General features: G+C 46.8%; 27 protein-coding genes. 16 read left to right on the top strand and 11 right to left on the bottom strand.

Going from position 1 to position 23685, the window contains the following annotated elements; translation table 11 throughout:
- Positions 1-127: 127 nt before the first annotated feature.
- The gene (locus D2910_RS08580) at positions 128-1345 is read right to left on the bottom strand and encodes an aminotransferase-like domain-containing protein (RefSeq protein WP_117313187.1); all 1218 of its coding nucleotides are present in this window, start codon (positions 1343-1345) and stop codon (positions 128-130) included.
- 337 nt (positions 1346-1682) lie between these two features.
- Between D2910_RS08580 and D2910_RS08575 the strand changes: the two genes are divergently transcribed.
- Together D2910_RS08575 and D2910_RS08570 are read left to right on the top strand one after the other, a co-directional pair.
- Complete coding sequence (locus D2910_RS08575; RefSeq protein ID WP_117313186.1) at positions 1683-1979, top strand: DUF4190 domain-containing protein; 297 nt, start codon at positions 1683-1685, stop codon at positions 1977-1979.
- Between the two features lie 45 nt (positions 1980-2024).
- The gene (locus D2910_RS08570; protein ID WP_117313185.1) at positions 2025-2342 is read left to right on the top strand and encodes a DUF4190 domain-containing protein; all 318 of its coding nucleotides are present in this window, start codon (positions 2025-2027) and stop codon (positions 2340-2342) included.
- Positions 2343-2825: 483 nt separating this feature from the next.
- On the opposite strand, the gene D2910_RS08565 is transcribed toward D2910_RS08570, so the two are convergent.
- Complete coding sequence (locus tag D2910_RS08565) at positions 2826-3110, bottom strand: putative quinol monooxygenase (RefSeq protein WP_117313184.1); 285 nt, start codon at positions 3108-3110, stop codon at positions 2826-2828.
- A 3-nt stretch (positions 3111-3113) separates the two neighbouring features.
- Positions 3114-3791: a type 1 glutamine amidotransferase domain-containing protein gene (locus D2910_RS08560; RefSeq protein ID WP_117313183.1), complete on the bottom strand. Its 678-nt coding sequence runs from the start codon at positions 3789-3791 to the stop codon at positions 3114-3116.
- Positions 3792-4026: 235 nt separating this feature from the next.
- On the opposite strand from D2910_RS08560, the gene D2910_RS08555 reads away from it, so the two are divergent.
- The 3 genes from D2910_RS08555 (at position 4027) to D2910_RS08545 (ending at position 5715) form a co-directional block, all read left to right on the top strand.
- Positions 4027-4221, top strand: a complete 195-nt coding sequence (locus D2910_RS08555; protein ID WP_117313182.1) for a hypothetical protein — start codon at positions 4027-4029, stop codon at positions 4219-4221.
- A gap of 113 nt (positions 4222-4334) precedes the next feature.
- The gene (locus D2910_RS08550; RefSeq protein WP_117313181.1) at positions 4335-4841 is read left to right on the top strand and encodes a hypothetical protein; all 507 of its coding nucleotides are present in this window, start codon (positions 4335-4337) and stop codon (positions 4839-4841) included.
- Positions 4842-4998: 157 nt separating this feature from the next.
- Positions 4999-5715, top strand: a complete 717-nt coding sequence (locus tag D2910_RS08545) for a 3-ketoacyl-ACP reductase (RefSeq protein ID WP_117313180.1) — start codon at positions 4999-5001, stop codon at positions 5713-5715.
- Between the two features lie 72 nt (positions 5716-5787).
- Here D2910_RS08545 and D2910_RS08540 read toward each other — a convergent pair whose 3' ends face one another.
- On the bottom strand, positions 5788-6405 hold the full coding sequence (locus tag D2910_RS08540) for a hypothetical protein (protein ID WP_117313179.1): 618 nt from the start codon (positions 6403-6405) through the stop codon (positions 5788-5790).
- Between the two features lie 791 nt (positions 6406-7196).
- Between D2910_RS08540 and D2910_RS08535 the strand changes: the two genes are divergently transcribed.
- Positions 7197-7538, top strand: coding sequence for a hypothetical protein (locus D2910_RS08535; RefSeq protein ID WP_084242883.1), 342 nt, complete (start codon positions 7197-7199; stop codon positions 7536-7538).
- A gap of 342 nt (positions 7539-7880) precedes the next feature.
- On the opposite strand, the gene D2910_RS08530 is transcribed toward D2910_RS08535, so the two are convergent.
- A complete protein-coding gene (locus tag D2910_RS08530) occupies positions 7881-8780 on the bottom strand; it encodes a glycerophosphodiester phosphodiesterase (protein WP_117313178.1) in 900 nt (299 codons plus the stop codon).
- Positions 8781-9051: 271 nt separating this feature from the next.
- On the opposite strand from D2910_RS08530, the gene D2910_RS16870 reads away from it, so the two are divergent.
- From D2910_RS16870 to D2910_RS08520, 3 genes are all read left to right on the top strand, one after another.
- Entirely contained in the window at positions 9052-9213 is a 162-nt protein-coding gene (locus tag D2910_RS16870; protein ID WP_158241158.1) for a hypothetical protein, read from the top strand.
- Positions 9214-9237: 24 nt separating this feature from the next.
- Positions 9238-9510, top strand: a complete 273-nt coding sequence (locus tag D2910_RS08525) for a hypothetical protein (RefSeq protein WP_117313177.1) — start codon at positions 9238-9240, stop codon at positions 9508-9510.
- Positions 9511-9637: 127 nt separating this feature from the next.
- Positions 9638-10027, top strand: a complete 390-nt coding sequence (locus D2910_RS08520) for a VOC family protein (RefSeq protein WP_101801886.1) — start codon at positions 9638-9640, stop codon at positions 10025-10027.
- 333 nt (positions 10028-10360) lie between these two features.
- Here the strand turns inward: D2910_RS08520 and D2910_RS08515 are convergent, their stop codons facing one another.
- From D2910_RS08515 to D2910_RS08495, 4 genes are all read right to left on the bottom strand, one after another.
- Complete coding sequence (locus D2910_RS08515; protein ID WP_101801887.1) at positions 10361-10726, bottom strand: hypothetical protein; 366 nt, start codon at positions 10724-10726, stop codon at positions 10361-10363.
- Between the two features lie 150 nt (positions 10727-10876).
- Positions 10877-11356, bottom strand: a complete 480-nt coding sequence (locus D2910_RS08510) for a DinB family protein (protein WP_117313176.1) — start codon at positions 11354-11356, stop codon at positions 10877-10879.
- 298 nt (positions 11357-11654) lie between these two features.
- Positions 11655-12089 carry a DUF4181 domain-containing protein gene (locus D2910_RS08500; protein ID WP_117313174.1) on the bottom strand — a complete coding sequence of 145 codons (435 nt, stop codon included), beginning with the start codon at positions 12087-12089 and terminating at the stop codon, positions 11655-11657.
- 303 nt (positions 12090-12392) lie between these two features.
- Positions 12393-14462 (bottom strand): penicillin-binding transpeptidase domain-containing protein, encoded by a 2070-nt coding sequence (locus D2910_RS08495; RefSeq protein WP_117313173.1) that lies wholly within the window; start codon positions 14460-14462, stop codon positions 12393-12395.
- Between the two features lie 171 nt (positions 14463-14633).
- Here D2910_RS08495 and D2910_RS08490 point away from each other — a divergent pair, with 171 nt between their 5' ends.
- On the top strand, positions 14634-15428 hold the full coding sequence (locus D2910_RS08490; RefSeq protein ID WP_117313172.1) for a DUF817 domain-containing protein: 795 nt from the start codon (positions 14634-14636) through the stop codon (positions 15426-15428).
- 203 nt (positions 15429-15631) lie between these two features.
- Here the strand turns inward: D2910_RS08490 and D2910_RS08485 are convergent, their stop codons facing one another.
- On the bottom strand, positions 15632-16186 hold the full coding sequence (locus D2910_RS08485) for a hypothetical protein (protein WP_117313171.1): 555 nt from the start codon (positions 16184-16186) through the stop codon (positions 15632-15634).
- Between the two features lie 123 nt (positions 16187-16309).
- Between D2910_RS08485 and D2910_RS08480 the strand changes: the two genes are divergently transcribed.
- The 4 genes from D2910_RS08480 to D2910_RS08465 all read left to right on the top strand — a co-directional run bounded on the left by D2910_RS08480 (position 16310) and on the right by D2910_RS08465 (position 18564).
- Complete coding sequence (locus D2910_RS08480) at positions 16310-17359, top strand: hypothetical protein (protein WP_117313170.1); 1050 nt, start codon at positions 16310-16312, stop codon at positions 17357-17359.
- 113 nt (positions 17360-17472) lie between these two features.
- On the top strand, positions 17473-17742 hold the full coding sequence (locus tag D2910_RS08475; protein WP_165850160.1) for a hypothetical protein: 270 nt from the start codon (positions 17473-17475) through the stop codon (positions 17740-17742).
- Complete coding sequence (locus D2910_RS08470) at positions 17729-18157, top strand: ester cyclase (protein ID WP_117313168.1); 429 nt, start codon at positions 17729-17731, stop codon at positions 18155-18157. The genes D2910_RS08475 and D2910_RS08470 overlap by 14 nt, the downstream gene beginning before the upstream one ends.
- 35 nt (positions 18158-18192) lie before the next feature.
- On the top strand, positions 18193-18564 hold the full coding sequence (locus D2910_RS08465) for a hypothetical protein (RefSeq protein ID WP_117313167.1): 372 nt from the start codon (positions 18193-18195) through the stop codon (positions 18562-18564).
- A gap of 422 nt (positions 18565-18986) precedes the next feature.
- On the opposite strand, the gene D2910_RS08460 is transcribed toward D2910_RS08465, so the two are convergent.
- The gene (locus D2910_RS08460; RefSeq protein ID WP_117313166.1) at positions 18987-21356 is read right to left on the bottom strand and encodes a M14 family zinc carboxypeptidase; all 2370 of its coding nucleotides are present in this window, start codon (positions 21354-21356) and stop codon (positions 18987-18989) included.
- A gap of 880 nt (positions 21357-22236) precedes the next feature.
- On the opposite strand from D2910_RS08460, the gene D2910_RS08455 reads away from it, so the two are divergent.
- Together D2910_RS08455 and D2910_RS08450 are read left to right on the top strand one after the other, a co-directional pair.
- Entirely contained in the window at positions 22237-23043 is an 807-nt protein-coding gene (locus D2910_RS08455; protein ID WP_117313165.1) for an alpha/beta fold hydrolase, read from the top strand.
- Complete coding sequence (locus tag D2910_RS08450) at positions 23040-23672, top strand: CPBP family intramembrane glutamic endopeptidase (RefSeq protein ID WP_117313164.1); 633 nt, start codon at positions 23040-23042, stop codon at positions 23670-23672. Before D2910_RS08455 ends, D2910_RS08450 begins: the two co-directional genes overlap by 4 nt.
- Positions 23673-23685 lie beyond the last annotated feature (13 nt).

Below are 23685 nucleotides of genomic sequence, written 5' to 3'. Positions count from 1 at the left end.
AGAAGGCAGGAAATCCTGCCTTCTGACTCTTTTATTAATCTCCCGCTGATTCCAAGGAAGAGTTTTTCAGTGCCCTCCTTTGCGGAAGGGGCTCTTTCACTATGACTCGCTGCTGGAGTCACAGCGTTTATTTGACTAATTCTTCGATAGGTCGATTCACTGAACTGAATTCACTGTGCAGCACTTCAGCGATGCGCTTCATGCCTTCTTTGATCTGCTCCGGATTTGAATTGGAGAAGTTCAGCCGCATCGTGTTTTTTTGTGGTCCTTTGACGTAGAAAGGTGCACCGGGTACAAATGCCACGTTATTTTTCATGCACTTCAACGCGATGTCACCGGCATTCATGGAGTCAGGAAGCTCTGCCCAAATGAATAATCCCCCTTCTGGTTTATTGAATGAAATGTTTTCAGGGAAATAGTTAGCGATGCAATCCAACATGGTTTCACATCGTTCCCTGTAGACGGCTTTGATGGTTTCGATATGGGCGTCCAGATCATACAGTTCCATGTACTTTGCGGTCATCTGCTGTGCCAGGCCGTCGGTATGCATGTCAGCGGATTCTTTGAAGCCTGCGTACTTTTCGAGTATTTCCTCTTCTGCACAAATCCAGCCTAAACGGAGGCCGGGTGCAAAAATCTTCGAAAAAGAACTGAGGTAAATGACGCGTCCTTCTGTATCAAATTGTTTGATGGGTGGAATCGGGGTTCCTGAAAAACGGATGGCTCCGTATGGATCGTCTTCCAAAATCAGCACATCGAACTGATTGGCGAGTTCAATCATCCGCTTTCTTCGTTCAAGCGCAAGTGTCCTGCCCGTCGGATTTTGAAAATCAGGGATCGTGTAGATGAATTTAGCTTGCGGATTTTCTTGCAGGCACCGCTCCAGCGCATCCATCTTCATGCCGTCTTCATCCATCTCCACGTCCACGATATTTGCATGGTAGGCGTTAAAGGCGTTGATGGCCGCAAGATACGTCGGGCTTTCGCAGATGACGGTATCGCCTTCGTCCAGAAATACTCTTCCTGTCAGGTCAATCGCCTGCTGGGAGCCTGATGTGATCATCACCTGCTGCAAATCCGATTGGATTCCGATGGCTTGCATTCGCTCCATCACCGCTTGGCGAAGCGGGATATACCCCATCGTGGATGTGTATTGAAGAGAAGCAGCTCCCTGATCCGTCAGGACAGCATGGCTTGCCGCCTTCAATTCTTCGATGGGAAACAGCTCCGATGCCGGAAGCCCGCCCGCAAACGAAATCAATTCAGGCCGTTCTGAAGAAGATAAGATCAAGCGCATTTCAGATGGCTCCAGTGCATTGGCTCTTCTTGCATATTTATGTTGCATATTTTATTCCTCCATCCGAAAATCCTTTTTCATATTTCCATTCGATTCATAAGATTGCATTCTTCACTAGTGGCATGCATTTAATGGGCATTGCAAATATAGCAGTATAATTTGCTATTCATCACATTGTACAAGCTTTCGAGTTGAAATGAAATCACCGATGCAGCTGTTCACAGTAGTTATTTTAGAATTTAAATTGAAGCCCCTTCTGTTGAAGGCGCTGTTTTTATTTGAATGAAAATTTAAAATTCTTCTATATTAGATGGATATTATTGGTACAATGAATAGAAGAAGGTTTGAAAAGAAATAGAATATTGAACGAGGGGGAGAGATTAAATTGGTTGAAGAAAATTACAATAGCAGGAAGCTGGAAACCAACAGCAATTCGATCATTACGTTAACATTGGGGATTCTTTCAATCCTGATCCCATTGCTGGGGCTGTTTCTTGGGATCATCGGCTTGGTGGTCTACCGAAAAGCGAGAAACGAGATAGCCTTGACTGGTGAAGGCGGCAAAGGGCTGGCAATTTCCGGCTTGATCTGCAGTATTGTCGGGATTCTTTCACAGCTGTTCATGGTATTGATGTGGTTCCTGTTTTCGTCGATAGCATTCTTTGACATGGCGATTATGTAATTCCGCTTTTATAGCTGTTCCATTAAAATATTGAGGAGAATAAAAATGGTCGATAACACGCCTCCAGATAATAGTTCGGTGACTAATGGCAAAGCTGTAGCCACTTTAATAGTGGGGCTGCTTTCAATCCCGCTGCCATTTTTCGGTTTATTTTTTGATATTTTTTCATACGTTTTACCTTTTTTCGGGATAGCTATCGGCATCTTCGGTATCGTGTTATACGGAAAAGCGGTGAATGAGATGGCGTGGACAGGAGAAGGCGGCAGAGGCATAGCAGTCGCAGGCCTCAATTTCAGTATTGCCGGGATTCTTATACAATTGTTTATGATAATGGGTGTAATAATATTCAGGTCTACTTTTTGATGTTGGGTATTTTATATGGAAGCAAATTAAAAAATTGATTCAGCACCGTCTTCTGGCGGTGCTGTTTTTATTTTTTGTTATGGTTTTCGGTTTTTATCTTATGGTTTTCAGTTTTTATCTTACGGATTGAGTATTTTATCTTACGGTTTCGCCTTGGTATCTAACGAATCCATTTTTGCTCCACTCTCTGATGAAAAGCTGATTGGTCGCCGTCCGCCGGGGCGGACGGCTTTGGGCGGGGCTGCAGCCCCGCCCGTTTTTCGGGTAATAAATGGGGTTGTTTTCGTATAGCGGGGATTTGTTTTCGTATAGCCGGATGATGTTGTCGTATAGACTCTGTTTGTTATCGTATAGAACATTTTTAGTGTCGTATAAGCGGATTCACTTAATATTTACACCTCTCCTTTTCCCTTCCTTCCCTCTTACAAAAAAAATGCAGAACTCCGCAATCGTTCGCGGAGTTCTGCATTTGGTTTTATTGATTTAAAGTACCTTCAGCTTAAAGACTTCCCGCTTTTCCACCAGATCCGCCGTATTCGTGCGGTATTCCTGGTAATGGGCGGAGCCGATGTGGTTCTGCAGGGCGTCGATGTCCTGCCACGTTTCGTGGAGGACGAACGTGTCGTCTTCGATCGATTGGTGGAGCACATAATGCAGGCAGCCGGCTTCAGCGCGCGACGCTTCCTGTACTTTGTTCAGTTCCGCCAATAGCTGTGCTTCCATGTGTTCCTTGGGTTTCAGGATGGCTGTAACGACGATGGGTTCCATCGCTCAGTCTTCCTTCTTGCTGCGTTTATCCAGTGCTTTCACCAATTCGTTGCCCAACTCTTCAGCAGAAAACGGGTCGCGTCCCGTCAACAATTGCTCATTGCCCCAGACCACTTTTTGGTCCGCTGTGTAGTTCCCTACTTTATCCATTTCCTCTTCAAGGCTGAATGGCAATAAAGCTGGAAGACCTTCAGGTTCAACGTTTTCAGGATAGCCTGTTACGTCAAGTCCATCGATGATGCTTTTGCCGTTTGGACGTTTTGTCCAGATCAACGGAGCTGGTCCGTGGCAGACGGCCGACACGATGTTGCCGTTGTCGTAGACGCCATTAATGATGTTGTGCAAGGCTTCGTTTTTCGCCAGGTCAAACATGGCACCGTGGCCGCCTACGATGAACACTGCGTCATAGTCTTCGGGATTGATGTCCGACAGCTTTTTGGTATTGTCAGCCAAGCCCTCTTCATACATTTTCTTGTACTTCCCTTGTGGATCCGTTTCTTCCGTCAGGCTCGCCTGGTCGATTGTCGGTTTGCCGCCGAGCGGTGAAGCCAGTTCCAATTCATGCCCCGCTTCTTCTAAAATTTCCATCGGTGCGAATAATTCTTCACCCCACCAGCCGGTTTCGTAATTGTTTTCCTCGTCTTTGTGTCCGCTTGATAGGACTGCTAATACTTTAGCCATTTATGTTTCCTCCTTTAAATTAAAAATCAACTTGTCTGGTAGTGTTCCCGAATTTTTCAGGAGTAAACAAACTGTGTATTAAGAATACTGACAATAAGATACTTCCTTTATTTGGATGATACGCTTATAATTTATATAAGAATTATTTCAGATGGTGAGATTCTCAAAGTGTTAGGGAATTCTTTAAGTTTTAATTAAGAAGAATCATGTGCTTAATGAAGAAAGGCGGCTAAATATGAAGCTGTTATTCTGGGTTATTATGACGGGAATCAGCGTAGGGCTTACTGTCAGTGCATTGATGGTTTTTTTAATGGAGAGATCAGGAGAATATACCATTTATATTTTGATTGCGGGTCTTATTATGACTGTTATCAGTGCTTGGAGAATGAAGAAATATGCTGGGGCAGCCTATTTCCCCAATAAAAAATAATAGAGGTAATCAGATGAGCAGAATAGAATCGCTCATAAGTTAAGTTCATTACTAAAGGAGGCATTTATCTGAAAAAAATAATACTGCTCTTCGTTGCTATAATTGCTGTAGCGGTGATAGGGTTTTCTATTTATTATACGAATGAATATTATATTGAAGATAATGAAGCAGCCATTCAAGCCAATCTGGATACCTGGCTGAACCGGCCACCCAGCGAAGAGCTTAATCCTGAAGTATTAGAGGTGAAACAAATAGCGGATACCACTTCCCATATCATCTTTTTTCAATTGGATGATGGTGATTTCGGTTATGCGCGCTTGTTGAAAGGGTTGAATGGAAAGTTTAAGATCGACCATGCAGGATATGGCTCCGGTTTCCTTAACTCTTCTTATCAAGTCATTGAAACCAATAAAGGGGAATATTTGATTTTATACGGCGAAAATCCTGATTTGACGGTTGACCATGTTTTAGCAACGGCTCTCAGCGGGGAGTATGATATTACATTCGATATATCGGATGATCAGAGGTTTTTGCAATCCGTGAAGATACCAAGTGACGTGGAACGAGCTTTTCCGGTTGATTTAACCTTTTATGATGAGGGCGATAATTTGATCGAGTAGGTCCCCTCCAGATATATGAACAACAAAATATACTTTCACTGACAGCAGACCTCCCTTCTGCTGTCATTTTTATTCCTCCCCAAGTTCTCCACTTGGATTTTCACCTGCCCTCTTTGCTACACTAGATGACGAAACGATATTAGAGGAGCTGTTCATTATGCAAGATATAAAAGGGAAAAACGCGTTAATCACAGGAGCCGGTAAAGGGATCGGCCGGGCTACGGCGATCGCTTTCGCAGCGGAAGGCATTAATGTAGGATTAGTCGGACGCACGGCTGCAAACTTGGAGAAAGTGGCTGCGGAGCTGGAGCAATACGGCGTGAAAACGGTATTCGCTGTGGCGGACGTCGCGGATATGGAAGCGGTCAACGCAGCAGTTGAACATATAACAGAAGAACTTGGATCAATCGATATTCTGATCAACAACGCTGGCATCGGCAAATTCGGCAAGTTCATGGAACTGTCGCCGGAAGAATGGAAAGCGATCATCGACACGAACCTGATGGGCGTTTATTATGTAACGCGTGCCGTTCTGCCGCAAATGATCGAGCGCGAGTCTGGCGAGATTATCAATATCGCGTCGACTGCGGGCCAAAAAGGGGCACCGATAACCAGCGCGTACAGCGCATCGAAATTCGGTTTGATGGGACTCACGGAATCGTTGATGCTGGAAGTCAGAAAGCACAACATCCGTGTGACTGCCTTGACGCCGAGCACCGTTGCGACTGACCTCGCGATCGAGTCTAATTTGACGGACGGCAATCCGGACAAAGTCATGCAGCCTGAAGATATGGCGCAGATGATGGTTGCCCAGTTGAAACTGCATCCGCGCGTGCTGTTGAAGTCAGCTGGCCTTTGGTCGACGAATCCTTAATTTCAGTTGGATAAATAAAACACCTTCGGTTCGGTACATTTTTTATGTACGCGGATTGAAGGTGTTTTTTCGTTATTCTGTTTCCTGCAACTTGATCAAACGGATGACTTCTTCGTCGTCTCCCGTGTCGATCTCCACAAGTTCGGTATCATTGATAAGCTCTTCATAGAACTCTTCGCCAGCCGGATATTCCCCGTCCCAGCGCAGCGGCACATTGTATACATTGATCGTTCCGTCGCCGTTGCCGCTGTATGTCACGGAACCATCCACAAGGCGCGAGCCCGCCAGCTGGATGACGTCTTCCGGATAGACGCCGCTCGTCTCATCATTCGGATTAAGCGGCGTGCCTGACGGAATTTGCTTCACATACAAACCGTCGATTTCCTGGTTCGGTCCGAGCTGCAGCCACACTCTGGCGTATTCGATCTGTTCGCTGGAGTAGGCGTCCAACTCGGATTCCCCTGTTTCAGAGTCTGTGTCTTCTGATTCGCTAGTTTCGGATTCCTTAGCTGCGGAATCATCCTCTTCCCTACTTTGGTCCGTTGTCGCGCCATCCTCTGTTTCCTCGGCTGGCGTTTCAGCCGCTGGCGTCTGCTCTGAGTCCGTCGCTTCCGGCTCCACATCGTTGCCGCATCCCGCCAACAGAGCAATCGCTACGCTGAAATAGAAAGCTCTCGTTATCTTTTTCATATGTTCATCCGTTCCTTCCGCTATTTTTTGGTGCAATAGATTATGTATGTTCTGTTATAGATGACATGGCGCCTATCTACCAATTTAACCCAAATAAGGGATAGGTTCAAGATGGGTTTAGCATTTTGAGTGACGGATAGAGTGGGCATGTTGACGTATAACTTGATTTTAGTGTCGTATAGAATTGTTTTGTTGCCGTATAGAATATTTTATGTGACGTATAACTCATTTTAGTTAACGTCACCTATTTTTCCTTCCCCTCACTCTGGGGCAAAGAACTGATTGGTCGCAGTCCGCCATGGCGGACTGCTTTGGGCGGGGCTGGTGGCCCCGCCCGTTTTTCGGGTAATATATGGTTTCTTTTCTTTTGAAGAGAATGTTCATGTTTTTTATCAATGTAAGTTGAAATACAGAATTAGCTTAAATTATTCACTTTGGTGCTTTAAGCATAGGTGCTAAGAGAAGTCTCCAGAGATATGGAGCAAAACAGCGAAGACGCCCAGGTGACCAAGCGAAGTGCTGAGATCCACTCGGACGAAGTGGAACGAGGCCGAGTTAGCTCAGTGCAAGCCACCAGGCAAGCGGAGCTGTTTTGCGGAATATCGGCTACTGTAATAATTTAAGATGTACTAAAATAACTTATAATTTGTCCCACTTATCTTACGGTTTCACCTCCTTATCTCACGAATAGGCTGTTGGCGGACTTCTCCGTCAGAAGGTTTCCCGCTCCAGAATCGGGTATAGAACAACATATTGAAAATAGGTTTTTTATTCCCGAAGGAGGACTATACATGCATTATCAATTGAATTTGCACCTGTCGAGTGCGAAGAAGGATTATTATTGGCTGTTCAAGAGCGAGGAAGATACGATATCGGTGTTCAATGAAGTCGTGGAGACGTTCCGCCAGTATGAGCCGCGCGATGTGGATGCGTTCGCGAAGGAGAAGCGGCGTGAGATTGATGAGACCGGCAAGAGCAATTCGGTGCAGATCGAAGTCGTGAAAGTCGATAAGGAAGCGATTATCCGTTCCGCTTCGTATAACGAGATGTTCTACGAAGAGCATCATTTTGATGATATTTACAGAACATTGACGGACCGGCTGGGTACGCCGGAGGAAGAGTCTGTAAGCTAGCAAAGCGATTCAGAAACAGACGGACGCGTTCCGCAGGGTGCTGCCTGCTGCTACATTTTATATCTAAAGAAACACGTGGTTATTTCTCTTGGAAAACAAAAATAGCTTGATTATTTCTTTATAGAAAGCGGTTCTAAGACATGGAACAAAACAGCGAAGACTCCCAGGTGAGTAAGCGATTTACTGAGATCCACTCGGACGAAGTGAAACGAGACCGAGTTAGCTCAGTGCGAGCCACCAGGAAAGCGAAGCTGTTTTGTGGAATGTCGGTTTCCTAGCTTTCTCAATAAGTTGAAACCCCGAGCGGCATTACCACTCGGGTTTTTACTGCTGTATATTTCTTTAATCGCCTCTGCTTTTCAGCACTTCATCCAAACGGTCCGGGAAGTTTGTAAACATGCCAGTGACTCCCCACTCCAACAACCGTTCCATGTCAGCTTTTGAATTCACGAGGAATGGATGAATCAATAATTCATTTTCCCGAATTTTTTCGACGTACTCTTTATCAATACTCGTATAACTGGTCCCAATGCCAAGTGCATATTCTTTAATTGCTGATATCTCCTGATCAGTGATCGTTGCCGGTTCTGAGTAAGAAATCAATTGGATCAAAGGAACTTCAGGATCCAATTCATGGATTTCTAATAAACTGTCAGCACTGAAAGATTGAACCAAAACTTTACTGGACGCCTCATTTGATCCAATCAATTTATGATTATATAGAACCCGCAGTAATTCTTCTTGCATTCCCGGATATACATCCGGAGCCTTGGTTTCGATATAGTATCTCGATCCTCTGCCAAACTCCCCAATAATTTCTTCCAAGGTCGGCACTGTAAGTCCTGCGTAATCCGGTTTAGCTTTATCCGGATAAGCTTCATTGAACCAGGAACCGGCATCAAGCTGCTTAATTTCAGCCAATGTCATGTCTTTAACAAATCCGGAACCATCAGTTGTCCTATCGACCTTTTCATCATGCATGGCGATAAGAACTCCATCTTCAGTCATCTGCAAATCGACTTCTATAAAATCGCCCTTCATCTGCTCTCCCAATTCATATGCGGCTAATGTATGCTCAGGAGCATGACCGGAAGCACCCCGGTGTGCCACATTCAAAATTTCATTGGAATTGAGAGATGAGCGCTCCCCATTTCCAAATTTTAAATTCGAATAAAGTAAAAACACCAGGCTCAACATCAATAAAATAACCAGACTATACGAAATTTTTTTCAAAGAATTCATCTCCTCGTTTGTATTTTTGAAAGCTAAAACAGAGGGAATCTTCTTTTTAAATTTTTACAAAACCACTACTTTTCTATTGTTCTTATAAACACTACTCCGATTATCGTAATAAATAAACAATATTGTATTCCTGGATTTGCACATGAAATTAACCAAAGAATCCTGTTCAACTTTATGTAACCTCACATCATTTTATTAAACTGATGGAGTTTCTTTTTATTGAAACATTTTCCAAGTATAGCCGTATAGTAAGTACTAGGAGGGATGATTGATGATGGGTGACGCGATGTTTACGATATTTCCGGTTATAGGACTTTTACTTTCTTTATTGCCAATCGTAATTGCGATATTTGTAATTGTCATGTGGCTGAATTTGACGAAGGAACGCAATGCATATCTGAAGCAGATTGCTGAGGAGCTGCGCAGACGGTAGATATTCCGGAAGGGGATGAATCGGATGGATTTGATCAGGTTTTTATTTTTCAAGAAGAAGCATTTGGTGTATACGGCTTTTGGGCAAGACAGCTATTACCGCGCGTCGAGCCGTTTGAACGGCGCAGGGATCGACTTTGATGCGAAATTGAAAATAACTGCTAAGACTTACGATTCATCCACGCATATGGCCGACCAGTTTGTGCGGAACGCGATTGTGGATACTACCGAATACGACTTTTTTGTACAGAAAGAAGATAAGTATAAGGCGGAGCAGGCTTTAACGAGAGAGAATTAATGAGCAAAATTTATTGACGTCCGGGCATAAGTTATTGTCCGGACGTTTTTTATTTTCATAGAAGGTTTTTGGCATTGGCATCCCGAATTTTATTTCGTAGAAGATATTTGTCGAAGGAGTGGTTGGGTTGATCAAAAAGCTCGGGCAAGTGATGGTGTATGTGGCAGATCAGGACAAGGCGGTGAAATTCTGGACGGAGAAGGCTGGGTTCACGGTGATTGCGGATGAGGGTTCGGAGGAGATGGGCATCCGTTGGATCGAGATTGCGCCGGCGGAGGATTCAGCGACGACGATTGTTCTGCATGACAAGGAAGTCATTTCGAAGATGTCACCGGAGCTGAATCTGGGCACGCCTTCGCTGATGTTCTATACGGACAATGTCGACAAGCTGTACGCGGATTTCAAGGAACGTGGCGTGGTGACCGGCGAGCTGGTGAATATGGGCATCGGCCGCAGCTTCAATTTTGCGGATGATGAAGAGAATTATTTTGCGGTGATGGAGCTGTTGGAGGAGTGAATTAAAAGGCCTGGACACTTTTGTGTCCGGGCGTTTTAGTTTTTGAATAAAGTAACGTAAAAACGATATTGCGTAAAACAGCTTCGCTTTCCTGGGGGCTTGCGCTGAGCTAACTCGGGCTCGGTCCCCTTCGCCCGAGTGGATCTCAACACTTCGCCGAAATGGAGTTGGAAAACCAACTCCATTTCTACTCCCCTGGGAGTCTTCGCTGTTTTACTCCATATCTCAGGATCCTTTTTATAGTTTAAGAAAATCTGAAAATAAATTTAGAAATCGGCAAATTCTCTACACCTTAATAATTTTCCAGCTAACAACTGCTCAGACGTTTTAACGTCAGAACCGATAATCACGGATGCCGGCGTTCCCTCCTTTTGTGATGTTGCGCGGGATGAAATGCGTTTTCTCCAGCCGGCGCGAGTAGGACCATTCGATTTCGATGACCACCCGGATCAGCATCCAAATGGAGAGAGCTGTCTGCAGCACCATCATACCGATGAATAAAGCTTCGGAAGCGATATTCCACGCAATGAATATTCCGATCAGCAGTAACACTTGTGCCGCCAGCACTTTTCTCACACGCATGAGCAACGACAGCCACAGCACGACAATCGCCGGGATGAACAGCCATAAATTTTCCTGCATAAGTGACAAGAACGGAACGTCCTGGGTTAATGTTGGAATGAAAGATAAGCTGAACATGTGAATCCTTCCTTTCTTATTTTTATGTATTCGTGGAAACGTTCCGTTCTTTAATTTCATCTTATGCCTGTTTGGCGGTGATTCCCTTGATGGGCGTCAAGTTTTTGCATATGAAAAGAGGACAAAGATTTCACCCTCTGCCCTCCCGCTTTATTGATTATCGCTTAATCCCCTGCCCAACAAATCCGCCGACACCGGTTCGCGGTCCAGTTCCCGTGACCAGACCGATAATTGGCCGATGTGATGGATTTCGTGCGCGATGATATGCCGCATCACTTCGCCCCATGGATCGGTGTATTCGGTGCCGTCTTTGCCGGTGGAAACGAGCACGCGGTCTTCCATGCTGCTGTCCCAATTGGCGACAAACTCCTCGACTTCCGGCTTGAACCGGGCATCCAGTTCGCGCACTTTTTCCAAGCTTCGGTAGCCTTCGAAGTCTTCCTTGAAATCGTCTTCCCCTTTTAACACGCGGATCCAGCTCCATTCCACGTCAATGTTGTGGAACAGCGTTTCCAGGATGCTGCCGACGCCCCCTGTCCGTTTCTTCAGCAATTCCTCTTCACTGACTCCTTCGCACCATGCGTACCATTCTTCCCTGACTTTCCAATTGTAATGAAACAGCATTTTCATGAGAGACCTCCATTTGAAGTTGATGTGTTGTTAACATTCTATTCCTTGTGCGAGACGAATATTCCTCTATTTTGCTTTACTCCCAACTTTGGTCCGAATACTCCCAACTTCATGCGATTTACTCCCAACTTTGCTGTGTTTACTCCCAACTTCACCGCTTTTACTCCCAACTCGCAATAAACTGCCCTGGGCCACTTGGGCCAGGGCAGTTTTCGGTCTTTCGCACTTTCGCTTTTCGCCTGCGAAAAGCATCCATTTGGGTTTTGACTGGTGAATAACCCTTAACATCATTCACAGATTATAATAATCCCCAGAAATCAGTCAGGTATAACGTTAAGAAAATGAACATAATAAAGACACTTTCACTGATTGTCACTTTATATCTGTTTCTGTTTTCCGCATACTTACGCTCCATTATTGCTTTCGCTGTTTGTGAACTGAAGATAAAAAGAATCAGAATAAACCAGGTTTGGAAAAACCAGAACCATTCGGTTGGATTCCGAGTGCTGTTTATAGCGAATCCTATGATCAGAAGAGCAATCGTCGAAAGCCTGATCGTCCAATCAACCTTCTTATGCTTTTCATTTATATGGTTATAGGAAAAGAGTTTCTGCCGCTCCACTTTGAATATTTTTCTTGTGATGAAGTTGAATGCCATAGACGACAAGATTACAAATACCAGCAGCAATAAAAATTTCCACCAAAAATCCGGGTCTCCCCCTTGTTCATACATAGATAAATTACCCCTTTACCTCTTATTTCGTCTCCTTCAAGCTTAACATAAGTATTCTGAATAAAATGGTAAAAGAGGAGGATTTATACAGTCATTCTATTATTAAGTTTTATCTCATCTTGAAAACAAACGGCAGGTGCTGCCTCCCAAAATTTTATGCCCAACTTCATGCTGAATATGCCCAACTTTACTCCTTTTATGCCCAACTTTGATCCGAATATGCCCAACTTCACCCGTTTTATGCCCAACTCGCCAAAAACCGCAAAAAAAGAAGCAGCCGCAGCCGCTTCTTCCCACTCATCTTTATTCCTTGTGAGCCTTCAACACGCCCGCCACTTTGCCGGCCACATAATCACTGCCGTTCGACTCATCTTCGATCCCTTCGATCATCATGGCGATGATGGCGTTCGGGTTCTCGGAGTCGTAGCCGACGAAGTAACCGTTTTCCTTGCCTGCGTCACCTGTGCGCATCTTGAGTTCGGCGGTGCCTGTCTTGCCGGCGACAGCGACTTCGCCGATATTGGCGGATTTCGCGTAGCCGTCAGTGATGGCGCTTCGCATCGCTGTCTGCAGCAGCTCCGCGTGGTTGTCGCTCACCAGTCCTTCTTTCCAGACGGTCGGCTCGTCTTCTTCCAGGAAGATTGAGGCTTCGTACATCGTGCCGCCGTTCAGGAACGGCTCGTACATTGTCGCAAGATGCAGGATGTTGACGAGCATCTGACCCTGGCCGTAAGCCGTGTCCGCTGTCTGGCCATCGGAGCCGAGCGAGCCGTTATTCGTAATCTGCGACGGCTGCAGGTTCAGCACGAACGGAATATCTTCCGTGAAGCCGAAGTCCTTGAAGCCGTCGATCATGTCTTCGCGGCCGATATCCAGCCCTTTTTGCGCGAAATAAATATTATCCGAATAGACCAATGCTTTGTGCAAATCGACCGGATTTTTGACGTCATCGTGAAGGCGCGTAATATGGAAGCCGCCCCATGAACCGTTCAGCTGCCAGCGTTTGCCTTCGATGTCGATGCCTTCTTCCGGATCGATGGCACCTGCTTCAAGCCCGATCGCCGCGGTCACCGGTTTGATTGCCGAGCCCGGTGAATAGGAAGCGGCAAAACGGTTGAACAGCGGTTTGTTCTTGGCATCGTTCAGCTCCTGGTAGCGTGAGCCGGTGATGCCTTTCACGAATTCGTTCGGATTGTAGGACGGTGAACTGACCAGTGCCAGGGTTTCACCGGTTTCCGGGTCGACCGCAGCGCTGGCACCGGGCTCACCCGCCATCGATTCGAATATCGATTTCTGCAGTTCGGCATCGATCGTCAGTTTGATGACTTCGCCTTCGCCTGCATCGTTTTCATACAGTGTCACAGGATCCGTGCCCGCTGCCGGTTTATGGGCGATGACCTGCATGCCCGGTTTGCCGCGCAGGCGGTCTTCGAGCGCCCGCTCCAATCCTTGGCGGCCGATCATATCATTCGGGCCGTAGCCTTGGTCTTTCAACTGCTCCAATTGCTCGCCCGTAATCGGCCCGATATAGCCGGTCAGATGCGCAAGCGCTTCGCCGTAAGGATATTCACGGAACTCCGATGGCTCCTGTTTCGTGCCCGGCACCGCGAAGACGCGGTCAAGCATCAGCTGGTCGCTCGACGGCACTTGTTTGATCGGCACGAAATAATGCGGCTGCACCCAGCTTTTATTCATGGCCGCTTCGATGTCCGATACATCCATCTCAAGTGCCCGGGCCAGTTTTTCCTTCTGCTCCGGCGTATTGAAATTCTGTGGCACGACGCCGACCATCATCGCGTCGCTGTTGACGGCAATCGGCTTGTCGTTGCGGTCGACGAGCTCACCGCGCACCGGTTCCGTCAGACGCACCTCGACTTCATCGCCCATTTCAAGCCGCGGCAAAATGTACGTCGGGTTCCATTCGACAAACCAGTCCTCCATCTCCTGATGTGTTTCGTACAGGAGCGTCAGCGTCTGGTCGAATTCAACCGGCCCCGCCATCGTCTCCATCTCCACGTGGATGTCAAAATCCGCCGGCATGTCCGCCGCGTAATCCACCGCTTCTTCCGGCGGCGTATACGTCACATTGACATCGCTGACGCCGAGCTGTTCATAAATGTCTTCCTGCCACGCCACAAAATTTTGGGAGCCGTAGACGTCTTTCGAGCCCTTATTCAGGAAGGAACCATACATCTTCGAAAATTCCTGGTTGTTCCACAGCTCGATGTACTGCTGCGCCCGCGTTTCTGCCTGCGACGTCTCTTCCGATTTCGCTTCGTCCGCCGTCGTCTCTTCTTCCGGTTCTTCCTGACAGCCTGCAAGGAGAATGATCAAAAGTATAAATGCAAAAATCCCGAGAAGCTTTTTGTCCATCCGTTTCCCTCCATTCAATTCTGCTCAAGCGACAATAGCCATATTCTATATAATTATAAATTCTCTGTAAATTCTGATAATCCTTTATTTTTCTGTAGGAAACCTGAGCCCCGGCACTGTCGTCTTCTTAAGCTAAGAGCTTTATTCGAATAAAACCGGAGGTGCCGAACCGTGAAATACCTGATCCATTTTACGTGGCAGCAAGCGCTTGCCTGCATCTTCCCGCTCATCATCTTCGCTGCGCTGGCCGTTTCGAAATTTGTCGAGATTCCCTATTTGCCGCGCTATGATTTCCTGCTGATCGCCTGCCTTCTCGGACAGGTTTTCATGCTGACATCCGGCCTTGAAACGAAAGACGAATTGAAGACGATCTGCGTCTTTCACCTGATTGGCCTGGCACTCGAAATCTTCAAAGTGCATATGGGTTCCTGGGCCTATCCCGAAGACGCCTACAGCAAGGTGTTCGGCGTGCCGCTCTACAGCGGCTTCATGTACGCAAGCGTTGCGAGCTACATCATCCAGTCGTGGCGGCGACTCGACCTGCAGATGATCCACTGGCCGAAAGCCGTCTACGCCGGCGGCATCAGCGCGCTGATCTACCTGAACTTTTTCACGCATCATTTCTCGTATGATGTACGCTGGGTGCTGAAAGCGCTGCTCGTCATCGTGTTCTTCAAAACGTTTGTGTCGTTCCGTCTGCTTGATCGCGTCTTCAAGATGCCGCTCCTGCTGGCATTCGTGCTAATCGGATTCTTCATCTGGATCGCCGAAAACATCACCACCTTTTTCGGCGCCTGGCAATACCCCGACCAGCAAGCCGCCTGGACCATCGTCCACATCGGCAAAATCAGTTCCTGGGCGCTATTGGTCATCATCAGCATCATCATTGTCGCCCAGCTGAAGCGGGTGAAGAGTGGCCTTGGGGAGAGGGAGCTTGTTGGTGAAAGCGAATTGAAACTGGAATGAAAGAAAGCAGCTGCGATTGATTATCGCGGCTGCTTTCTTTTGGACTTTTTGTGGTGGCGATGTCGTATAGATTCGATTTGGTGTCGTATAGATTGCTTATGGTGTCGTATAGCGGCGTTATAGTGACGTATAAACTTTTTTGCCGTATAAATCCAGTCATCCAGTAAAAGATCTGGATGCTCACAGCTGCTTTCTTCCCTTAATTAAAACTGCAAAAATTGCTCATAACCCTCCGCAAAAAAGTTGAATCTGTTTTCGATGGCTGGTTCCGGAAGCACGAATGTCAAAAAGTACTCGCCGTCATATTTATAGGTCACTTTGAAAAACCAATGCTCCTCGGTTTTTTCTTCATTTCTAAAGACAGTCACACGGTGTTTCGAAAGCACTTGGAAATCATCCACATAATCATTTTGGAATGTCTCTTTAGCGGCAAGCTGTTCAATTACTGGCTTGTCGGATTCCGTTAACGCCGCACCTTTTTCAATGACAGCATATTGGCTGGCATAATCGCCGCCTTTATCGAGATACTGCTCAACAACGTAGATATTCTCACTGTCGTAATAGCCATAGTTTCGGGGAGTCAGCAAAAACGCCCCTTCGACTTCCCCAAATTCCACCAGATCCCGTTCGTGCACAATTTCTTCAACTTCTCGCTGATCGGGTGTCGGCTCATATGTTGCGATGAACCACATGGCAAGCCAGCCGACGACAATTACAGCAGCAAGCCCAACCAGGACCATCAAAAACCGTTTCCGCATAACCGCTCCCCCCTTCTGACTCCAGTTTTCACAAGTTTTTTCTTTTCATTAATATTACCAAAAAAATCCATGACAATATACAGAATTGTGGTTTAATTAGAGTAGAGCTGGAGGGGGATAATAGTGAGCAAAACGATGAAAATTATTCTAAGTGTGGTTGGCCTGTTCGTTGCCTTGATTGCAGTCAGTATCGGCTATCTCTATTTTCAATTCTCTCCGTTAATGGAAAATGCTCCGCCTGATTATGTCGTCAAGAATTATATAGAAGAAAAATATGGCTTTGAAATAGATATTATCGAGACACGGACGTATGGAATGGGCGCCTCGCCTGAATTCATCGTATCTCCTGAAACCGATGAAGATATACGCTTTAATGTCATTGTTGATTCTTCCGATCATTCAGTAATCGAAGATGATTATTCATATGCACTGGAAGCGGATAAAGAATTTCAGAAATTAAAAACCGTTATTCCGGTTATCAAGGAAATGGGTTTCACAGGTGAAGAGAATCCCGACATTCGGTTGAATTATAATTATGAATCCATTTCCTTAATCTTGATGGATCATGAAGGTATAAATTTTAAAATGTTTGCGGCAGATGGACTGGACCGTTACTACACCCTCTACCAGTTGATCGTGGAGAGTCAGGCCGACCTTGATAATATTGTTATCGCCGATGAATCCTCCTCCTATTCCCTGGATCTTTTCATGGAACCACTCGCTGAAGCTAAAAATAAAGAAGAGTTTTTGACCATATTAAAGACATACCATCCGCTAATAGTTTCCCATGAATTGGTGCGCCAGCTGCAAGATGAAGCAGCTGCTATTGAAAACGAGCGTTTCTATTTCGGCAATCAATTTGCCAAAGAGCACGGGGATGACGAAGACCCTTGGTTACACTGTATAGAAGTGAGCGAAACTGCAGAATGCACATCTGCTCATATAACAATTACGTACCAGGAAGATGGCTTCACTTCGGGCAACCCTTATTTTGCGGAAGACCTGGAAACAATCTTTGGCTTTATCGCAACGCATCTGGAACCAGAAATCCGGGTGGAAACCATTTCTCTGGAAGCGGACGATCTGTCGGGTGACAGCCTGGAAATTGGATATGAAGATAGGATGAAATATGAGGATGTTGATGAACTGATTGCGTTTTTATTGAATGAATAATAAAATGATGCCTCTCTCCTTAAAAGGAATTACTTCCATTTTTTGAAACTTGAGTGCAGTCAGAACGTATTAATAATCAGTATCTTTTATTAAAAGGAAACGGAGCGATGCCAATGACAAGGGAACGGATGAAAAAGCATGTGCTGCTGTATGGTGGAATTGCCATGATTCTCTTATCCTTCTTGGCAATCCACGAGTTAACGGCCCCGCGAATCGGACCGATTGGGGATGGCAGCAGCATCCCGCCGCCCGCTTTGATATGGAGGATCTTCTCTTTATTCATATTGTGTGGTATAGGATTTATTATTTGGGGAATCTATAGATTTTTGTTTAAAGAAAAACGAACTGATAATTTTATGGAGGTAGACAATGGTGAGCAGTGAGAAAAGAATGGTTGCAGAGCGATGGTTTGCGGAGTATTTTACAAAAGGCGATTTGAGCGTGCTTGAAGAATTGACGACGGAAGATTTCGTCTACCATTCGAGGAACGGCGAAAATTCCCGTGAGCAGATGAAAGGCTTCATGAAGTGGTACCGGCAGGTTTTCCATGACGACGAGTGGACTTTGGACGATGTAATCGAGCAGGACAGTAAGCTGGTCGTGCGCTACACGGGCTGGATGACGTACAAAGGCGGCTGGTTCAATATTCCGGCTGAGGATCAGCGCGTCAAGGAAACGGGTATGATCCTGTTTACATTTACAGACGGAAAAGTCAGCGAGATGTGGTGCGAGAACAGCGATGCGGCGATTCTTTATGAGCTCGGCGCATTAGCGAAAAATACGCATGAAGTGTTCTGATTCACTGTGAATAAATGAAATGGGGAGGCTGGAGTATGGAGAATTTCATAGGCTATATTTTTGTGGCGCTGACGATAGGTGGATTCGGTTATGCGCTGGTGTGGCAGATTCGGGACACATTGGCAATCAAGCGGACGACCAGGTGGGAAACGCGTTTCGATAAAAGAAAATTGGCTGGGCATTATTTGATGGTCATCGCCTTCGCCGGATTCTTCGGTTCGTATCTGCTGAATGTGGCGGTCGGCACGCTGTCTCATATTCGTACGGATACTGTGCAGCACGCGCTCATCAACAGCAATAACACGGCGTTTGCCTGTTCCCTGTTTTTGGCGGCGTTCCTAGTTTCCAAGTTTATGATTGTGCCGAAGGAAGAGGAAGAGCAGCGTTTGTTGAAAGTGAAAATTTGAATAGGATTTATTTCAAAGGAGCTGCGGTTAATCCGTGGCTTCTTTTTTTATGGGGGGCTATGTCGTATGGATACCATTTGTTGACGTATAGCTCTCTTTTAGTATCGTATAGCGTCGGTTTGTTGTCGTATAGACTCAGTATCCTCACGTGCCCCAATTCACATTCCCTCACTCGGCTGGAGATCCGATTGGTCGCAGTCCGCCGCGCGGACTGCTGGGGCGGGGCTTCGGCCTCCGCCCGTTTTCGGCCAATAAGGGGTTTGGTTCTTTGGGTCACGGTTAGATGTCGTATATGGGATTTTTAGTGTCGTATAGATTGCTTTTGTTGTCGTATAACGTCATTTTGGTGTCGTATAAGCCGAATATGCTAACACTAACACCACAAAAAAAGAGAGAAGCCCCATGGCTCCTCCCTCTCATCTTCATTTAGTAAACAATGCATTGGACATCAGACGGAACAGGTAATCCGTATGGTCGCGGAATGCTGGCTCGAGACCGATCAGCGTTACGTCCTTGTCGTTTTCCTGGATTAATACGGGCTGGCTGGCTGCGGCTTCGCTGCCTTTCCAGTGGCCGGCGATGAAGAAGTCACCTTCGTCGTAAGACGCTTGTACTTCATCCGCTTCGACTCCGCTGTACCAAACCGGACGGTAGACGAAACCGATATCGTCCTGGCTGTAGCCGGCTGTCAGGCCGCTGCCGTCGTAGTCGATGGAGACGATGCCGTTGCTGTTGGAGCCGCCGACGTTGACTGTCGCATCCGTCAAGCCGAGCGATTTCGTTGCGCGGGATGCGCCGGCACCTGCTGCGATGTATTTGCCGCCATCAGCAATGAAGCTTTCAACATTCGCTTTGAATGCGTCATACTGTGCAGGATTTTGGAAACCGAATTCTTTATTCCCTTCACGTGACTGAGTCGGTGAAATCAGACTTTCAGTGCCGTTGTAAATGAAAGCATCGAATCCGCTAAGACCCGCTTCTACCACTTCAACCGGCGACAATTCGGTTACATCAAATCCGAGACGCTCAAGTGCCAAGTTCATGCCGGCGTGGGTTTGCTGTTTATTCATCCCGCCGTCTTCAAGCAAAGCTACTTTGACAGAAGAAATTGCTTCAGCGTCAGCGGGCATTTTTGCCGACTCGATTTGCAGGCCGGATTCTTTTACGGCAGCCGCAATTTTATTGGCAGGAGCTGCTGTATAGAAATAGCCTTCCGCACCGCGCTTCACTTCAACGCCAGAAGCGAGCAAGTTGTTGACGAGTTCGACCGCTTGCACGGAAGAATTCGGGATGACGAACGGCCCTTTGCCGGAAACTGCACCTTGGTTTTTCACTTCTTTGACTTTCGCCGCTGCAACATCAACAGCCGTCGTCACAGGATTCGCCTCGAAGCCCCAAAGTTCTGGCAAGCTCCATGCGGAAATGTCATACATAGAAGGCGTATCGTTCGTGATATCCTCGCCATCCCAAAGGAATGTGTTGGCAAGACCGGCCTTCGCCTGATTCATGTGGACGATGTAAGAGCCTTTGTCGTATGTTACGCCTTCAACGGTGAACGCTTTGGAAGCGCGCACGACGTCGATGTCGTTTTTGATCAAATGGTTGACCGCTTTTTCAGTGACAGTCGGATCCTGTTCATCGACCGGCAAAACGTATGCTTTCGGGAAGAAACCTTCTGCGTGGGTCGGGTGGTCGAAATTGATGCCGCGTTCGAACACTTCCATCTGGTCAGAGATCATTTCCTGTTTATTGTCTGTGGCGTATTTCAATGCACCCATCACCGCATCGTACATCCATTTCACGCCGTCTTCATCATTGGTCGGCGCTTCAAGTGTGTGGCCATATGCACCGTGGTACATCGCATACATCGGCGTGAAGATCGGCGGATAATCATCCCAGCCAGCCGCATCGTCACGCTGCGGCACGTAAGTACCCGTCATGTCCTGATAAAGCGCACCTTCGTATCCCGCTTTATTGCCCATGATTTCCGCTTCCATCGCTTCGGCTTGGCCGTAAGCCCATTTATTGTACAGATCGTATTCATAGTTCGGATTATGCGGCGGCGTACATGGCTCGATCAAGCCCTGCTTGTTCGGCGCATAATTTTTCACGTAGCCGTGGGTATCCAGGAACACCATCGGATTCCATTCGGTAATCAACTCAACCGTCTGCTGGGTTTCCGGCTGTGACTGGGTGACGAAATCGCGGTTCAAGTCGATGCCTTCGCCGTTAAAACGCGTCGCGTCGACACGGCCATCCGGGTTTGCCACGACATTGAAAATGAGGACGTTATTCGCCAAAATCTCTTTTGTGGTGTCATCGTTTTGCGTCGCAAAACGTTCGATCAGCTGCAAAGTCGCGTCACTGCCGACAAATTCCGTGCCGTGAATCGAACCGTTGATCATGATCGGCACTTTGAAATCCGGATTTTCCGCTACCCAATCCTGTGCTTTCCCCGGATTTTTGAACATCTGCTTGCGCAAAGCCTGGATCTTGCCGAACTTGCCTTGCGATTCAGGGTCTGCAATCGTCACAACATACAACGGGTGGCCATCAGACGAGGTGCCTGTCACCTCCACTTTTACGCGGTTGGACGATTTTGCGATTTCTTCCAATTTCGGTCCGATTGCCGAAAACTTCTTAAAATCATAGTTTTCACTGTTGAATTTGCTGCCGTCCTGCTCTTCAAGCGCATTTACGTATGTAACTTTCGGCGAGTCCGCCACAACCGATGACCACGGCGCAGACGCCAAAAGGCTTGCTGCCAATAAAACACTGACTGACTTCTTCATATTCCACTCTCCCCTATTTGAATAAAAATGTATAAATATTAACTAATTTTAATAATATACATAATTTATGCATTAATATATCGACCGAATGAATTATTATTGCATGGTCCAAATAGGTTAAATTAAACAATAGTTCTTGTTTTTACATCAAATAATTTATGTATCTGCATCCATTCTCATATCTTGGGTTGCGAGACGCGGGATGAATTGGGGGGTGATGTCGTATAAGCGATTTTTAGTGTCGTATAGATTGCTTTTGTTATCGTATAGCGGCGGTTTGTTGTCGTATAGACTTCGCATACTCACGTATCCCAATCCACATCCACTCACTCGCTTGGAGATCCGATTGGTCGCAGTCCGCCGCGCGGACTGCTGGGGCGGGGCTGCTGCCCCGCCCGGTTTCGGCCAATAAGGGGTTTCGCTCTTTGGGTGACGGTTAGATGTCGTATAAGCGATTTTTAGTGTCGTATAGATTACTTTTGCTGTCGTATAGCGGCGGTTTGCTGTCGTATAAACTCCATCTCCTCACACAAGCTCAACCCAACACGTTTTACCCCTCCCTTTTCAAGGGTATTCCACTTACATTAACTGAACTAGTAACTGATTGTTATCAGTGCTAACTCAAGCTCAACATCCGAGTGAATTTCAACATTCCGCTGCTAAAGCAAGAGTCTTCACTGTTTTTCTCTCTATCTTTAGAAATTTCTCTCAACGCCGGCGCGGCTCAGGAGCAGGCGAATGCCGACCGGAGCAATAAGACGAGTGGTCTTCTCGGCTTATTGCGGGAGGCTTGTCCATAGCGCCGAAGTGAATTATAAAAAGTTATTCTCTAAACAACTAATATAGACAATCATCTATCATTTAGGAGTGATTCCCGTTTATGCCCTATGCCAAAATCGATGACTCGCTGACGCTTTATTACCAGACAAAAGGTGAAGGACTGCCGATTGTCTTCATTCATCCGTTCGTGATGGCGCATAATGTATTTATGCATCAGGAGCCGCTGGCCGAGGAATACCAGACCATCTTTTTCGATATGGCCGGCCACGGTAACAGCACGAAAGGCGACACGCCGCTGACAATCCATCTGCTGGCGGAGCATCTCAGAAAACTGCTCGACCGGATCGGCATCGACCAAGTCGTCGTCTGCGGCTATTCGCACGGCGGCTTGGTGGCGCAGGAGTTTGCGCTCAATTATCCCGAACGGACGATTGCCGTCATCCTGTCCGGCGGTTATTCGGAGTTGAATAATTTTTCACCGAAATTCTTCATCAAATCCGTGATGTACCTTTCGAAATTCCGGATGGTGTCGGTTGCTGCAAAGCTGCAGGCGAAGCTCAATAAATACTATCCCGGTGATGATAAAAAGATTTACCGTCTTGCGCGGAAATCGGATCCGCAGCGTTCGTATGAATTCTGCCGGACCGGCTTGGATTATGTGTCGACCCATTCGCTGCATCGGCTGAAGATGCCGATCCTGCTCGTTTACGGATCTCTCGAAAAACCGATGCATCATTACCGCATCCCATTTCAGCGAGCAGCGCCGCAGACGCAAGTCATGTTCATTGAAGGCGGAGACCATCAGGTGCCGCCGCGGTCGTTCAGGAAATTCAATGCTGTGGTTGATGGCTTTTTAAAGCCGATTGCAGCGGACTACTACGCAGATGATTCGGAGAGATTGCGATGAAAATGATGTTATTGCTGATCGGTCCGACGATCATGATGTACATCGGCCTCTATGTAATAGAAAATGTCGCGGCTACGTTTATGCTTTTTTATGGCTGGCTGCTCGGAGCGCCACTTCTCGGCAAAGCTTTTCCGAAAGAGCGCATGCGCTTATCGAAGCAAGGGCTCCTTTTGGGAATTACCAGCGGAGGGGTTTTCTTCATCTTCATTTTCGGCGGGATGATCTGGCTGCACGAATACCTGCTGGATGTGGAATCCTTGCGGGAACTGCTCGTCGATTGGGGCTTCATCGGACCGGCTGAAATTTTGCTTGTGCTGGTGCTGCTTCTGCTCAATCCGGTGCTGGAAGAAGTCTATTGGCGGGGTTATATGTTCGAAAAGATCCGCACAAAAGGCAGTGCCGCCAACGCCATTATCGTGACTGCCGCCTTTTATACGCTCTACCATGTGCTGACGGTCATGCAGCTTTTCGAAGTCGCCTACACGCTCGTCGCCGTCATCCCCGTGCTGATAGCCGGATTGTTCTGGGGCTATATCCGTGAACGCACCGGTTCGATCACCGCCACCATCATCGGCCACGGCCTCGGCGATCTGGGGATTGTCTGTGTGTATTGGTTTATTGTCCGTTAATGAACAACAAAAA

The organism is Planomicrobium okeanokoites (assembly GCF_003428875.1).
GTDB lineage: Bacteria > Bacillota > Bacilli > Bacillales_A > Planococcaceae > Planococcus > Planococcus okeanokoites.
Note: the sequence above shows the minus strand (reverse complement) of the source record. Positions and strands in the feature narration are given on the sequence as shown.

What these genes read in the sequence shown, in the direction of transcription:
- D2910_RS08580 (WP_117313187.1), bottom strand. Translation starts at nt 1,345, where the DNA reads ATGCAACATAAATATGCAAGAAGAGCCAATGCACTGGAGCCATCTGAA.
- D2910_RS08570 (WP_117313185.1), top strand. Translation starts at nt 2,025, where the DNA reads ATGGTCGATAACACGCCTCCAGATAATAGTTCGGTGACTAATGGCAAA.
- D2910_RS08565 (WP_117313184.1), bottom strand. Translation starts at nt 3,110, where the DNA reads ATGGAACCCATCGTCGTTACAGCCATCCTGAAACCCAAGGAACACATG.
- D2910_RS08560 (WP_117313183.1), bottom strand. Translation starts at nt 3,791, where the DNA reads ATGGCTAAAGTATTAGCAGTCCTATCAAGCGGACACAAAGACGAGGAA.
- D2910_RS08555 (WP_117313182.1), top strand. Translation starts at nt 4,027, where the DNA reads ATGAAGCTGTTATTCTGGGTTATTATGACGGGAATCAGCGTAGGGCTT.
- D2910_RS08545 (WP_117313180.1), top strand. Translation starts at nt 4,999, where the DNA reads ATGCAAGATATAAAAGGGAAAAACGCGTTAATCACAGGAGCCGGTAAA.
- D2910_RS08540 (WP_117313179.1), bottom strand. Translation starts at nt 6,405, where the DNA reads ATGAAAAAGATAACGAGAGCTTTCTATTTCAGCGTAGCGATTGCTCTG.
- D2910_RS08535 (WP_084242883.1), top strand. Translation starts at nt 7,197, where the DNA reads ATGCATTATCAATTGAATTTGCACCTGTCGAGTGCGAAGAAGGATTAT.
- D2910_RS08530 (WP_117313178.1), bottom strand. Translation starts at nt 8,780, where the DNA reads ATGAATTCTTTGAAAAAAATTTCGTATAGTCTGGTTATTTTATTGATG.
- D2910_RS16870 (WP_158241158.1), top strand. Translation starts at nt 9,052, where the DNA reads ATGATGGGTGACGCGATGTTTACGATATTTCCGGTTATAGGACTTTTA.
- D2910_RS08525 (WP_117313177.1), top strand. Translation starts at nt 9,238, where the DNA reads ATGGATTTGATCAGGTTTTTATTTTTCAAGAAGAAGCATTTGGTGTAT.
- D2910_RS08515 (WP_101801887.1), bottom strand. Translation starts at nt 10,726, where the DNA reads ATGTTCAGCTTATCTTTCATTCCAACATTAACCCAGGACGTTCCGTTC.
- D2910_RS08510 (WP_117313176.1), bottom strand. Translation starts at nt 11,356, where the DNA reads ATGAAAATGCTGTTTCATTACAATTGGAAAGTCAGGGAAGAATGGTAC.
- D2910_RS08500 (WP_117313174.1), bottom strand. Translation starts at nt 12,089, where the DNA reads ATGTATGAACAAGGGGGAGACCCGGATTTTTGGTGGAAATTTTTATTG.
- D2910_RS08495 (WP_117313173.1), bottom strand. Translation starts at nt 14,462, where the DNA reads ATGGACAAAAAGCTTCTCGGGATTTTTGCATTTATACTTTTGATCATT.
- D2910_RS08485 (WP_117313171.1), bottom strand. Translation starts at nt 16,186, where the DNA reads ATGCGGAAACGGTTTTTGATGGTCCTGGTTGGGCTTGCTGCTGTAATT.
- D2910_RS08475 (WP_165850160.1), top strand. Translation starts at nt 17,473, where the DNA reads ATGACAAGGGAACGGATGAAAAAGCATGTGCTGCTGTATGGTGGAATT.
- D2910_RS08470 (WP_117313168.1), top strand. Translation starts at nt 17,729, where the DNA reads ATGGTGAGCAGTGAGAAAAGAATGGTTGCAGAGCGATGGTTTGCGGAG.
- D2910_RS08465 (WP_117313167.1), top strand. Translation starts at nt 18,193, where the DNA reads ATGGAGAATTTCATAGGCTATATTTTTGTGGCGCTGACGATAGGTGGA.
- D2910_RS08460 (WP_117313166.1), bottom strand. Translation starts at nt 21,356, where the DNA reads ATGAAGAAGTCAGTCAGTGTTTTATTGGCAGCAAGCCTTTTGGCGTCT.
- D2910_RS08455 (WP_117313165.1), top strand. Translation starts at nt 22,237, where the DNA reads ATGCCCTATGCCAAAATCGATGACTCGCTGACGCTTTATTACCAGACA.
- D2910_RS08450 (WP_117313164.1), top strand. Translation starts at nt 23,040, where the DNA reads ATGAAAATGATGTTATTGCTGATCGGTCCGACGATCATGATGTACATC.